At 60.1% G+C, this 12479-nt stretch carries 15 protein-coding genes; 5 read left to right on the top strand and 10 right to left on the bottom strand.

What is annotated here, in order from left to right; genetic code table 11:
- Nucleotides 1-104: 104 nt before the first annotated feature.
- Nucleotides 105-1001 carry a LysR family transcriptional regulator gene (locus FBY01_RS20880; RefSeq protein WP_145309286.1) on the bottom strand — a complete coding sequence of 299 codons (897 nt, stop codon included), beginning with the start codon at nucleotides 999-1001 and terminating at the stop codon, nucleotides 105-107.
- Nucleotides 1002-1122: 121 nt separating this feature from the next.
- Here FBY01_RS20880 and FBY01_RS20875 point away from each other — a divergent pair, with 121 nt between their 5' ends.
- The gene (locus FBY01_RS20875; RefSeq protein WP_010457302.1) at nucleotides 1123-1881 is read left to right on the top strand and encodes an SDR family NAD(P)-dependent oxidoreductase; all 759 of its coding nucleotides are present in this window, start codon (nucleotides 1123-1125) and stop codon (nucleotides 1879-1881) included.
- A 156-nt stretch (nucleotides 1882-2037) separates the two neighbouring features.
- On the opposite strand, the gene FBY01_RS20870 is transcribed toward FBY01_RS20875, so the two are convergent.
- Entirely contained in the window at nucleotides 2038-2472 is a 435-nt protein-coding gene (locus tag FBY01_RS20870) for a multidrug/biocide efflux PACE transporter (RefSeq protein WP_145309284.1), read from the bottom strand.
- A 90-nt stretch (nucleotides 2473-2562) separates the two neighbouring features.
- Here FBY01_RS20870 and FBY01_RS20865 point away from each other — a divergent pair, with 90 nt between their 5' ends.
- Nucleotides 2563-3417 (top strand): LysR family transcriptional regulator, encoded by an 855-nt coding sequence (locus FBY01_RS20865; protein ID WP_077748674.1) that lies wholly within the window; start codon nucleotides 2563-2565, stop codon nucleotides 3415-3417.
- A gap of 120 nt (nucleotides 3418-3537) precedes the next feature.
- On the opposite strand, the gene FBY01_RS20860 is transcribed toward FBY01_RS20865, so the two are convergent.
- The 4 genes from FBY01_RS20860 to FBY01_RS20845 form a co-directional block, all read right to left on the bottom strand.
- Nucleotides 3538-4773: an RNA polymerase sigma factor gene (locus FBY01_RS20860; protein ID WP_083375909.1), complete on the bottom strand. Its 1236-nt coding sequence runs from the start codon at nucleotides 4771-4773 to the stop codon at nucleotides 3538-3540.
- Nucleotides 4773-5264: an SRPBCC family protein gene (locus tag FBY01_RS20855; protein ID WP_010457306.1), complete on the bottom strand. Its 492-nt coding sequence runs from the start codon at nucleotides 5262-5264 to the stop codon at nucleotides 4773-4775. The genes FBY01_RS20860 and FBY01_RS20855 overlap by 1 nt, the downstream gene beginning before the upstream one ends.
- Before the next feature lie 27 nt (nucleotides 5265-5291).
- Nucleotides 5292-5636: a YciI family protein gene (locus FBY01_RS20850; RefSeq protein ID WP_010457311.1), complete on the bottom strand. Its 345-nt coding sequence runs from the start codon at nucleotides 5634-5636 to the stop codon at nucleotides 5292-5294.
- A gap of 81 nt (nucleotides 5637-5717) precedes the next feature.
- Nucleotides 5718-6143, bottom strand: a complete 426-nt coding sequence (locus FBY01_RS20845) for a nuclear transport factor 2 family protein (protein WP_145309282.1) — start codon at nucleotides 6141-6143, stop codon at nucleotides 5718-5720.
- A gap of 140 nt (nucleotides 6144-6283) precedes the next feature.
- Between FBY01_RS20845 and FBY01_RS20840 the strand changes: the two genes are divergently transcribed.
- Nucleotides 6284-6769, top strand: a complete 486-nt coding sequence (locus FBY01_RS20840) for an N-acetyltransferase (protein WP_145309280.1) — start codon at nucleotides 6284-6286, stop codon at nucleotides 6767-6769.
- 7 nt (nucleotides 6770-6776) lie between these two features.
- On the top strand, nucleotides 6777-7382 hold the full coding sequence (locus tag FBY01_RS20835) for a pyridoxamine 5'-phosphate oxidase family protein (RefSeq protein ID WP_077748678.1): 606 nt from the start codon (nucleotides 6777-6779) through the stop codon (nucleotides 7380-7382).
- 135 nt (nucleotides 7383-7517) lie between these two features.
- Here the strand turns inward: FBY01_RS20835 and FBY01_RS20825 are convergent, their stop codons facing one another.
- The 3 genes from FBY01_RS20825 to FBY01_RS20815 all read right to left on the bottom strand — a co-directional run bounded on the left by FBY01_RS20825 (nucleotide 7518) and on the right by FBY01_RS20815 (nucleotide 9541).
- Nucleotides 7518-8006, bottom strand: a complete 489-nt coding sequence (locus tag FBY01_RS20825; protein ID WP_145309275.1) for a GNAT family N-acetyltransferase — start codon at nucleotides 8004-8006, stop codon at nucleotides 7518-7520.
- A gap of 313 nt (nucleotides 8007-8319) precedes the next feature.
- A complete protein-coding gene (locus tag FBY01_RS20820) occupies nucleotides 8320-8808 on the bottom strand; it encodes a GyrI-like domain-containing protein (protein ID WP_010457321.1) in 489 nt (162 codons plus the stop codon).
- 70 nt (nucleotides 8809-8878) lie between these two features.
- Nucleotides 8879-9541 (bottom strand): LysE family translocator, encoded by a 663-nt coding sequence (locus FBY01_RS20815; protein WP_145309273.1) that lies wholly within the window; start codon nucleotides 9539-9541, stop codon nucleotides 8879-8881.
- Nucleotides 9542-9679: 138 nt separating this feature from the next.
- Between FBY01_RS20815 and alaC the strand changes: the two genes are divergently transcribed.
- Nucleotides 9680-10897 carry an alanine transaminase gene (alaC, locus tag FBY01_RS20810; protein WP_083375904.1) on the top strand — a complete coding sequence of 406 codons (1218 nt, stop codon included), beginning with the start codon at nucleotides 9680-9682 and terminating at the stop codon, nucleotides 10895-10897.
- Nucleotides 10898-11090: 193 nt separating this feature from the next.
- Here the strand turns inward: alaC and FBY01_RS20805 are convergent, their stop codons facing one another.
- Entirely contained in the window at nucleotides 11091-12443 is a 1353-nt protein-coding gene (locus tag FBY01_RS20805) for a GntP family permease (protein WP_010457326.1), read from the bottom strand.
- Nucleotides 12444-12479 lie beyond the last annotated feature (36 nt).

Genomic DNA, 12479 nt, shown 5'->3' with positions numbered 1-12479 from the left:
GAGTGGTGCGGCAATCCGACTTGCCCACGAAGAGCGATAACCCGGTCATTCGGTCAGACCGCGTTATCGTTCTTCGCGGGCAAGCCTCGCTCCTACAAGGGCGGTTAGGTTGTGGACTGGATGACATTGGCCAGCCAGTCCATGAACGCCCTCACCCGCAGCGGCAAATGCCGTTGCCGGGCGTAGAGCAGCGAGACCTCCATCGAGGGTGCGCTGAACTGCGGCAGCACCGCCACCAGATCACCACTGCTCAAGTGCGATTGCATGCCATTGACCGGCGCCTGAATCAGTCCGAATCCCCCCACGCACGCCAGCTCATAAGCATCGGTACTGTTGACCGTCACGCTGCCCGCCATCGGCAGTTGCCGGGGCTTGCCTTCCACCTCGTACAGAAACCCGTCCGACCGCGAACCCAATACGCCGACGTAATGCACCATCCGGTGCTGCGCCAGGTCTTCGAGTGTTTCGGGAATCCCGTAGCGCGCCAAGTACGCCGGGCTCGCGCAGTTGACCATGGCGAAATCACACACGCGACGAGCGACCACCGACTGGTCCGGCTGCGACCCCACGCGCAACACGCAATCAAAACCCTCCCGAAGCAGATCGACTCGCCGGTCAGTGGTGCTGATTTCCAGTTCCAGGTGGGGGTGGCGCGCCATGAACTCCGGCAGTTGCGGCATCACCACCTGGCGGGCCAGAAAGTTCGGCATGTCGATGCGAATCCGCCCGACCAACGAGGCCGGGTCCTGGCGAAACAGGCCCTCGATGTCGTCCATGTGCGACAACAAATCCTTGCTGCGTTCGTACAGCACCAGCCCGTCCTGAGTCGCCTGGACCCGGCGCGTAGTGCGTTGAAGCAAGCGTGTCCCCAGCAGCGTTTCCAGCGCTTGAACGTGATCGGACACCGTGGACCGGGGCAGGCCCAGGCTTTCCCCCGCCAGAGTAAAACTCGACATCTCGCTGACGCGAACGAAGGTGCGCAGCAGTTCCAGCTTGTTCATGAGCCGCCCCTGTATTGTTCGGATTAACCGACCAGTGATTCCGATTTCATCCTGTTTATCACTTCAGGGCGGATAAATAAACTTCCTCCACACCGTCACTCACCACCTTTGAGGAAGTCCCATGAACCGTAAAATCGCACTGATCACTGGCGCCAGCCGCGGCCTCGGCAAAAACGCAGCCCTGCATCTGGCCGCCCAAGGCGTCGACATTATCGGCACCTACAACAGCAAGGCCGATGAGGCGCAAGAACTGGTCGCCGACATCGAACGCCTCGGCGCTCGGGCGGTGATGCTGCAACTCGATGTGAGCCAAAGCGAACGCTTCGAAGCCTTCGCCACCCAGGTCGCCGATGTGTTGCACAGCCGTTTTGATCGCCAGCACTTCGACTTCTTGCTCAACAACGCCGGCATTGGCCTGACCGCGAACTTCGTCGACACCACCGTCGCCCAGTTCGATCTGCTGATGAACATCCACCTGAAAGGGCCGTTCTTCCTCACCCAGAACCTGCTGCCGCTGATGGCGGACGGTGGGCGCATCCTCAACGTATCCAGCGGTCTGACCCGTTTCAGTTTGCCGGGTTACGGTGCTTACGCAGCGATGAAAGGCGCGATGGAAGTGCTGACCCGCTATCAGGCCAAGGAACTCGGTGCCCGCGGCATTTCCGTGAACACCCTGGCACCGGGCGCCATCGAAACCGATTTCGGCGGTGGCACCGTGCGCGATAACAGCGACGTGAACAGCTACATTGCCGGTAATACCGCGTTGGGTCGGGTGGGTCAGCCGGATGACATCGGCGCTGCGATTGCTTTACTGCTGGCGCCGGGCAGCCAGTGGATCAACGGCCAGCGCGTTGAAGCATCCGGCGGGATGTTCCTGTAACCCCTGAACCTGTGGCGAGGGAGCTCGCTCCCGCTGGGTTGCGAAGCAGCCCAAAATCTCGGTAACTGTCGAAGATTTTGCGAGGCGCTTCGCATTCGAGCGGGACGGTGCGGCGATCCGACAAGCTCCCTCGCCACAAAAACGGTTCACTCTGGATTAGCGAGCAGTAGACACCATCAACATGCGCTCACGCACCACGTCATACGCCCAGTGATACATGTAGGTGTATGGCAGGAAAAACAGCAACACGCCGATATCCAGCAGGAACGCCTGCCACAGGCTGACGTTCAGCCACCACGCAATCAGCGGCACCCCCATCGCCACCAGCCCGCCTTCGAACAACAGCGCATGGACAACCCTTACCCAGGCGTTGTGCACGATGCCATAGCGTTTGAGCAAACGGTCGAACAGCCCGTTGAAGACCACGTTCCAGGCCAGCGCCAGGGCGGCGATGACCAACGTGACGACACCCATCTCGAGCATCGGTTTGTCCATGATCCACGCCAGGAGCGGCGTACAGATCAGGATGGCCAGCACTTCGAAAGCGATGGCCTGGAAAATACGTTCAGTGATGGATTTGTTGACGCTCATGATCAGGAATCTCTGAGTGACTGTGGTTGCCATCATCCAGCCCTACGTCGATACTTCCTAACCAATAACCATCGACAAAGGCGATAGTTCATGGCTTCTCAGGAAGTGTTGCAAGCGTTTGTCCAAGCGGCGACGCAAGGTTCGTTTTCTGCGGCAGCACGCAAACTCGGCCGCAGCCAGTCGACCATCAGTGCAGCGGTTGCCAGCCTTGAAATCGATCTGAACCTGGTCCTGTTCGACCGCAGCAGCCGCAAGCCGAGCCTGACCCCGGCCGGGCACGTGATGCTGCAGCGGGCCGAGGAGATCCTGGCCGCCACCAGCCGCCTGGCAATGACCGCCAGTCTGCTGTCCCAAGGGGTTGAGCCGAAGTTGACGGTGGCGATTTCCGACACTTATCAGTCCGACCGTTTCGAAGCGGCGTTGAGCGCGTTCGATCAGCGTTATCCGGACCTTGAACTCGAATGCCTGATCGCTGAATGCGATGACCTAGTGGCCTTGGTGCAAAGCGGCCGGGCGCATGTGGCCTTTGCCGAAAAACAGGACAGTTACCCACCGGACCTGGTCAGCTCGACCGTGGATGAACGCACGGAGATTGCCCTGTTCGTGTCCCGCGAGCATCCATTGGCAGCGCTGGGCCTCGTCGATCAAGACGTGTTGCAAAAGCATCGGGAGTTGCGACTGGCGACGATCGTCAATCCGTATGAAAGCCGTGCGAAGGGACGTGTCTGGTCGGCGCCGAGTTACCTGATGCTGCTGGAAATGGCCCAGGGCGGGTTTGGCTGGGCACCGTTGCCGCGATGGCTGGTGGAGCGGTTTGGTCCGGGGACATTGCAGGAGCTGGACGTGCGGGGCTGGCCGAAACCGGTGTTTGTCGATGCCTTGTGGTCGCGGCTGCATCCGCCGGGGCCGGCAGGGAGCTGGTTGCTCGGCAAGCTGCTGGAATGAAAGTCCTGCGGACCTTATCGCGAGCAGGCTCGCTCCCACAGTGGATCGCGGTGATCACAAAATTTGTGTACGCCCCCCCGTAGGAGAAAGCCTGCTCGCGATGGGGCCCGTCGGTTCACATCACCTCAGCGCCTTGATCCGCGCCTCGATAAACCGCCGCTCCGGTACCTGCTGCGTCAATTCCAGCGCCCGTTCATACGCCGCCCGCGCCTCTTCACGCCTCCCCAACTGCCGACAAAACTCCGCCCGCGCCGAATGCGCCAAGTGGTAATCCAGCAGATCACCCCGACCCAGAATCCCGTCCACCAACACCAGCCCCGCCAACGGTCCGTCTCGCCTGGAGATCGCCGCTGCACGGTTCAACTCAATCACCGGTGAAGGCACCGCCGCCAGCAGCACGTCATACAAACCCACAATCTGCTGCCAGTCGGTCTCCCCCGCCGTGGGCGCTTCGGCGTGCACCGCCGCAATCGCCGCTTGCAGGCAATAAGGCCCGAACCGTCCGGTGGTCAGCGCCGCCTCCACCAGCGCGCAACCTTCGGCAATCATCCCGGCATCCCACAACGAGCGGTCCTGTTCATCCAGCACAATCAGTTCACCGCTCGCCGACGTGCGGGCCGGGCGTCGTGATTCATGCAACAGCATCAACGCCAGCAGCCCTATCACTTCCGATTCCGGCAGCAACTCCATCAACAGCCGCCCGAGCCGGATCGCTTCGCGGGTCAGGTCCTCGCGGGTCAGTTCGGCGCCGACCGACGCCGAGTAACCTTCGTTGAACACCAGGTAAATCACCCTCAACACGCTGTCGAGACGCTCGGGCAGTTCCGCCAGTGTCGGCACTTGATAAGGGATTTTCGCGTCACGGATTTTCGCTTTGGCGCGCACGATGCGCTGGGCGATGGTCGCCGGTGCCGAGAGAAAGGCGCGGGCAATTTCCTCCGTGGTCAGGTCGCACACTTCGCGCAGGGTCAACGGCACCTGGGCATCCGACGCGAGGGCCGGGTGACAACAGGTGAAGATCAACCGCAAACGATCGTCTTCCACGTCTTCATCACTCCAGTCGGCCTGTTCCAGCTCCTCCAGTTGAGCAATCAACATCGGCCGGGACGCGGCAAAACGCGCGCGCCGACGCAACACATCAATGGCCTTGAAGCGCCCGGTGGACACCAGCCACGTGCGCGGGTTATCCGGCACGCCGTCACGCTGCCAACGCTCGACCGCGACGAAAAATGCCTCGTGCAGGGCCTCTTCGGCGAGGTCGAAATCGCCAAGCAGACGGATCAGCGTCGCCAGAATCCGCCGCGACTCTTCGCGGTAGACCTGCTCGACCCGAGCCGTGACCGAAGCGTCAGTCATCAGTCCGGCATGCCTTCAGTCACCAGCATCACCAAGCGATCGAGGCTTTGTCCCCAGCCATCGTAAAACCCCATGGCCTCGTGGGCCTGGCGATCTTCTTCGGACCAGTGCATGGCCCGGGCGGTGTAGAGGGTTTTGCCGTCCTTGTCTTCGAGGGTCACTTCGGCCGACATGAAGGGTTTGCCCGAAGGAATCCACCCGGGAGTGAACGCGTCGGTGAACACCAGGCGTTCAGGCGCGACGATTTCCAGGAAGACTCCCATGGTCGGATACTCAGTCCCGTCCGGTGCGCGCATCAGGGTGCGAAACTGGCCGCCGACCCACAGATCCATTTCGCACTCCGGCGTGGTCATGCCATGCGGTCCCCACCATTGAGTGAGCAAGGCCGGCTCGGTCCAGGCGCGGAAGAGCTTGCGACGCGGCGCGTCGATCAGACGACTGATGGACAGCTCGAATTCGGCAGGCTGATGCTTATAGGGTTGCGGGCTCATGGGGATCTCCTGTCTTGTGCTTGTTATTCAGGGATTCAACTGGCGAACGGGCCGCACCTCGACGCTGCCGACCCGGGCCGCCGGGATGTTGCCGGCGACCTGGATCGCTTCATTGAGGTCTTTGGCATCGATCAGGTAGAAGCCGGCCAACTGCTCCTTGGTTTCGGCGAACGGGCCATCGGTGATCGACATCTTGCCGTTGCGCATGCGCACGGTGGTCGCGGTCTGCACCGATTCCAGCGCCTCGGCCGCGATCATCCGGCCGCTGCCCTGGATCGCCTCGGCGTAGGCCATGCACTCGGCGTCATGGGGACTGTCGGGCAGCGAGTGCAACTCCTGTTCGTTGCTGTAGACCAGGCATAGGTACTTCATGTGGGCTCTCCCGGATCGAACTGATCAACTATGGCTGCTGATTGGCGTTTTGGCGCTGCTTCCCGATAAACAGCCCGGTGATCAGGGTTCAAGGTTGAACAGCGCCGTGCCGCTGGTCATGTCGAACGGGGCCGACCAGTGTTCATGGACGATGCGCCATTGCCCGGCATCGCGCCGATAGCAGGCGGTCACACGCATCCAGCAGGCCTGGGTTTCACCTTGTTCGTTGGTGCCGCCGCAATGGGCCAGCCAGTGAGCGAAGGCTATGTGCTCGTCCGCGACGATGTTCAAGTGGGCGAAGTCGAACGTGTGCGCGCCCTGGCACATTTCCATGCACTCTTCCCAATGCGCGCGGTAAGCCGCCTTGCCGCGAAACTGCAAGGCCTTGACCGCGTCGTAGGAGACGATGTCGTCGGCATACAGCTGCATGAGTTCTTTGACGTCCTTGGCGATGACCGCCTCACGATAGGTGTCGATCAGGGCCTGGATTTCTTGGGTTGCGTTCATGGTGGTTCTCCGTGGTTTTTGTTGTGAAGACACCCTTAGTCGTCTGGCGCACCGCCAAATCGACAGTCGAAATAAAAATAATCCATGAATGCAAACTCGTTAGAATCCAACGCCTATTTTGTTGGAAAAAGGACACTCCAGTGACAACCCGACTCGTGCCTTACGAAAGCCTGAACGCGCGCCAGCGCCAGCAGATCGAGGCCATCGAAGTGCATAAAGAGCAGATTAAATTCTCCGGCGACATCCACGGTGCATTGCACACCTTGCTGTCCAAACCCGGTCCCGGCGTCAAGGGATTTGCGCTACTGGCCGAGGAGGTTCCCGTGGCCTTCCTGCTGCTCAAACGCCCGCCCGTGTTGCCGGCCTGGGCCGATGAACACAGTGCGACCTTGCATGCGTTGCAAGTCGATCACCGCGCTCAAGGCAAAGGTTATGGGAAGGCTTGCCTGCAAGCTTTGCCCGACGTGGCTCGTCAGGCGTTTCCGGAAATCAAAGCGCTGGAGTTGTCGGTGGACGCGGACAATGAGGCCGCCATTGCGCTCTATGCAAAATTTGGCTGGGTCGACAGCGGCGAGGCGTACAAGGGCCGGATCGGTTATGAACGGCGCATGAGTCTGGTTTTCTGAGGTGGTTATGCTCGACAGTATCGAAGCACTGGAAGCGATCTACGGCCAACCCCACGACCGCGCCGTGCGCAAACAGATTGCCTTTCTGAACGAGGACTATCAGGCCATGGTCCGCGCCTCGCCGCTGGTCATCATCAGCTCGGCCGGGCCTGATGGCCTGGACGGTTCGCCTCGTGGCGACACGCCGGGATTCGTGCGGATCATCGACCCGAAGACCCTGGCGATCCCGGACCGTCCGGGCAACAACCGCATCGACACGCTGCGCAATGTGGTGCTCGATTCGCGGGTGTCGCTGCTGTTCATCATCCCCGGCATCGGCGAGACGTTACGGGTCAACGGCACGGCGCAGATCAGCGCGGAACCGACATTGCTGGAGAGCTTTGCGGTGAACGGCAAACCGGCGCGCACAGTGATGCTGGTGACCGTGGACGCGGCATACTTCCATTGCTCGAAAGCGATTGTGCGTTCGGATTTGTGGAACCCCGAGAAGCATCTGGAGCGCTCGGCATTGCCAACGGCGGGGGCTTTTCACAAGCGCTTGAATGACGGGCAGTTCGATGCCGAAACATATGACCGGGAAGCGCCGGCGCGGGTGCGGGACAGTCTTTACTGACACGCCCCCTAACCAATGTGGGAGCGAGCCTGCTCGCGATGACGGCATAACATTCAACAGAAGTGTCGACTGTCAGACCGCCATCGCGAGCAGGCTCACTCCCTCAGGGGATCTTCGGTGCTTGATATACGTTGGTTACAGCGCCAGAACCATCTCATGCCACGCCATTCCGCCGTGGTCGGAGGCCGACGGCTTGATGTAGGCAAAGCCGAATCCGGCGTACAGCGGAATATGCCGTTCCTTGCACATCAGATGGATGTGGGTCTTGCCCATCGCCCGCATGCGCTCGATGAATTCGCCCATCAAACGCTTCGCCAGCCCCTGCCCCTGAAAATCCGGGTGCACCACCACCGACATGATCACGACGTGCGGCCCGGCCGGGTCGTGGCCAATCAGCTCCTTGAACGCTTCGTCTGACATTTCCACCTGAAACGCCGCACCGGAATTGATGAAACCGGCTACAACGCCGTCCACTTCGGCGACGATGAAACCCTCCGGCCAGGTGGCAATGCGCGTGGCGATTTTTTCCCGTGTGGCGGCTTCGTCGCCTTCGTAGGCAACGGTTTCGATGGCGAAGCAGCGGTCCAGGTCGGCGGGAGTGACGTGGCGGATGACGGTGTTCATGGCAGCTCGGATTCAGCGTGGGAAAGGCTGGGGATCATAAATTAATAAGGTGTTCATATCGATCACTGCTGATGTCGTAAAGCCTTCGTATAGGCGCTTTCATTGCCGATCGGATCGGATTATTGGTGTTGCCTGTCTCTGATCATCGATAGGGGGAACACACCATGAGCAGCGTTCAGATCGGACTTCTCTTGCTGTTGGGCATCAGCACGTTTGGCTTTGTGACGTTGTCGATTGACGTGATGCGGTCGCGGCGGATGAAGCGGAGCAAGTAACGATCAAGAGGCGGACGTGGGTCCGCCTCTTGATGCGGTCATTTGTCTTTTAGCGGCAGCCAGATTTCCAGCACGCCGGTGTTGAGCTTCGGGTTGAAGTCTTCGCTGTAGCGTTCGAACTCTGGCGCGTCCGCCGCCTGATGGCCGGACTGCGGCAGCCAGGTTTTCCAGATGTACTGAAAGGTCGCGGGCAACTGGTCCAGTGTGCCTTTGTGCTCGAACACCGCGTAATGCTGGGGTAGAACCTCGACCCAGCGGTACTTCTCGGGCAGGTCGTCGAGTTTGGCGATTTCGACGCCGGCGATGTACTCAAACCCGCCTTTGCCATCGGGATTGCAGCAAATACCGTAGGTCACTTCACCTTTTTGGCCGGGTATCTTGCCCATCTCGGGAATGAATTTTTCCCAGAGTTCGGGAATGCCTTGTGTGGTCTGCTGGGTAAATCGACCACCCAGCCCTGCAATGAGCAGAAAATGCCCATGTTCGAAGCGTGGCTCGGCCGGTTTCACGCCTGTTTGCTCATCCATGACTCAACTCCTTGCTGCAAAAAAAAATGGGTTCGGCTGGGAGTATAGAAGCCAAACCCGATTCGCCTAATTACAGGGCGTGCAACTGCTCGACGGCGCCCGCACCAACAAACTCGTTATAGCCCGATAGAATCACGTACACCGCGAAATAGCAGAAGATCGCCGCCGATGCCATGTAGGAGTAACGCAGCAGTTTGTCGCCCAGCAACTTGCCGCCGTGGCTCGCGGCGAAGCACAACGCGACGCACCAGAACACTCCGGCGCACAGAAAACCGCCGAGAAACAGCGCCGAACTGACGGCGTCACCGCCACCGGAGCCCGCGATGAGCGTACCGCCCACGGCCGCAAACCAGAGAATGGCGCTGGGTGACGACATGGCCAGGAAAATCCCGCGGAAAAACTCCTTGCGGTGAGAGTTCTGCCCCACCTCGGCGGCCTGCGCCAACACCGCTTCATGGTGAATCGCCGAATAGATCATCTTCGCCGCGAAATACACCAGCAACGCTGAACCGCCGATCCACAGCACCCAACGCACGGTTTCGTATTGCAGCAAAACGGTCATGCCCGCCAACGCCAGCACCGCGTAAATCAGGTCACCGACGCAAGTGCCCAAGCCCAAGGCAAAGCCTTGAAAATAGCCGCGCTGCATGGCCAGGGTGATCATCGCGATGTTGGCCACGCCGATATCCAGGCACAGCGAAAGGCTCAGCAGAAAGCCGCTGGTAAATTCCATCAACCGGGTTCCTTCGGACAAATTTGTTTACAGAGTCGCTGGACAGTGTGCCACAACAGCCCTTACATTCCGCCACAGGCCACCGCAGTGGCCAGCGTCGCTCGGACGGTTCCGGGCGCTCACGTTACCGAGGCAACAATGGCTAACCCAGGTTCGCCGCGCCGCTTTGCGCGCATAGATCGACTCCCCCCTTACGTATTCAACATCACTGCCGAGCTGAAGATGGCCGCCCGTCGTCGTGGCGAAGACATCATCGACTTCAGCATGGGCAACCCTGATGGCCCTACTCCGCCACACATCGTCGAAAAACTGGTCACCGTCGCCCAGCGCGAAGACACCCATGGCTACTCGACGTCCAAGGGTATCCCGCGTCTGCGCCGGGCCATTTCCAATTGGTACAAGGATCGCTACGAGGTCGATATCGACCCGGAAACCGAAGCCATTGTCACCATCGGCTCCAAGGAGGGCCTGGCGCATCTGATGCTGGCCACCCTCGACCAGGGCGACACCGTGCTGGTGCCGAACCCCAGCTATCCGATTCACATCTACGGTGCCGTGATTGCCGGCGCCCAGGTGCGTTCAGTGCCGCTGATCCCGGGCGTGGACTTCTTCGCTGAACTGGAAAGCGCGATTCGCGGCTCGATCCCGAAACCGAAAATGATGATTCTCGGCTTCCCGTCGAACCCCACCGCCCAATGCGTGGAACTGGACTTCTTCGAGCGGGTGATCGCCCTCGCCAAGCAGTATGACGTTTTGGTGGTGCACGACCTCGCTTACGCCGACATCGTCTATGACGGCTGGAAAGCCCCGTCGATCATGCAGGTGCCGGGCGCCAAGGACATCGCGGTGGAATTTTTCACCCTGTCCAAGAGCTACAACATGGCGGGCTGGCGCATCGGCTTCATGGTTGGCAACGCTGAACTGGTCAACGCCCTGGCGCGGATCAAGAGTTACCACGACTACGGCACCTTCACCCCTCTGCAGGTCGCGGCGATTGCGGCGCTGGAAGGCGATCAGCAGTGCGTCAAGGACATCGCCGAGCAGTATCGGCAGCGTCGCAACGTGCTGGTCAAAGGCCTGCACGAACTGGGCTGGATGGTCGAGAATCCGAAAGCGGCGATGTATGTCTGGGCCAAGATTCCCGAAGCCTATGCGCACTTGGGCTCGCTGGAGTTCGCCAAGAAATTGCTCGCCGAGGCCAAGGTCTGCGTCTCGCCAGGCGTCGGGTTTGGTGAGTATGGGGATGATCATGTGCGCTTTGCGCTGATCGAAAACCAGGACCGGATTCGTCAGGCAGTGCGCGGGATTCGCGGGATGTTTCGGGCGGATGGCCTGGCCCCGAAATCCGCCGGCTAACACTTAACCTGTAGGAGTGAGCCTGCTCGCGATGAGGCCATCACATCCAATTGAAGTGTCAACTGCCCCACCGCTATCGCGAGCAGGCTCACTCCTACAAGGGTGATGTGTTGAGCCATGAAATCATCACCCACAAAAAAACCGCATTGCTGCGGTTTTTTTGTGCCTGCGCCTTGCTTAAACAAAGAGCCGCTTAAACGAACATCGACAGCAACAGGATAAAGCCCAGCGCAACGATGGACAGGATGGTTTCCATCGCGGTCCAGGTCTTGAAGGTTTCCGCCACGGTCATGTTGAAATACTGCTTCACCAGCCAGAAACCCGCGTCGTTGACGTGAGACAGGATCAACGAACCGGCACCGGTGGCCAGCACCAGCAGCTCACGGTTCACACCCGGAATCATCCCCACCACCGGCACCACGATGCCTGCGCCAGTAATGGTCGCCACGGTTGCAGAACCGGTTGCCACACGAATCACCGCCGCCACCAGCCAGGCCAGCAGGATCGGCGAGATCTGCGCTTCCACCGCCATGTGGCCGATCACGTCACCCACACCGCTGGTGACCAGCATCTGCTTGAAGCCACCACCGGCACCGATGATCAGAATGATCGCGGCGGTTGGCGCAAGGCTGGCATCCAGCCATTTGAGCATCTGGTTGGAGCCAATGCCCTGCTTGTAACCGAAGGTATATAGCGACAGCAGCAACGCCAGCAGGAGAGCCGAGATAGGGTGACCGATCAGGTCCATGAAGGTGCGGAAGAAGTTACCGTCCGGCAGCACCACATCGGCAAAGGTCTTGAGCAACATCAGGAAAACCGGCGACAGCACGGTGATCAAGGTGATGGAGAAACTCGGGAGATCGGCAGAGTCGTTTTCACGTGCCAGTTGATCCACCAGTTCCTGGTTAGGATGGCCGGGGATGTATTTGGCGATGAACGTGCCGTAGATCGGACCGGCAATGATGGCCGTCGGCAGCGCAACGATCAGACCGTAAAGAATGGTTTTACCGATGTCAGCGCCAAACACGCCGATGGCCAGCAACGGACCCGGGTGCGGCGGAACCAGGCCGTGCACGGCGGACAGACCGGCCAGCAGCGGGATACCGATCTTGATGATCGACACGCCGGTACGTCGGGCGACGATGAACACCAGCGGGATCAGCAGCACGAAGCCGATTTCGAAGAACAGCGGAATGCCGACCAGGAACGCGGCGAACATCATCGCCCACTGCACCTTGTCCTTGCCGAACGCACGAATCAGGGTCTGGGCAATCTGATCCGCCCCGCCCGACTCGGCCATCATTTTGCCGAGCATGGTGCCCAGCGCGAGGATGATCCCGACAAAACCGAGCACCCCACCGAAGCCGTCCTGGAACGCCTTGATGATGGTGCCGATCGGCATGCCGGAGGTCAGCCCGAGAAAGGCTGCGGCGATGATCAGGGCAATGAACGGGTGGAACTTGAACTTGGTGATCAGGACGATAAGCCCGATCACCGTGACCACTGCATCGAGCAGCAGGAACGTCTCGTGGGACATGCCAAACATTAGGGGTGTCTCCTGGTTGTTGTTGTTATTAAAGCG

The organism is Pseudomonas sp. SJZ077, from assembly GCF_007993905.1.
Lineage (GTDB): Bacteria > Pseudomonadota > Gammaproteobacteria > Pseudomonadales > Pseudomonadaceae > Aquipseudomonas > Aquipseudomonas mandelii.
Note: the sequence above shows the minus strand (reverse complement) of the source record. Positions and strands in the feature narration are given on the sequence as shown.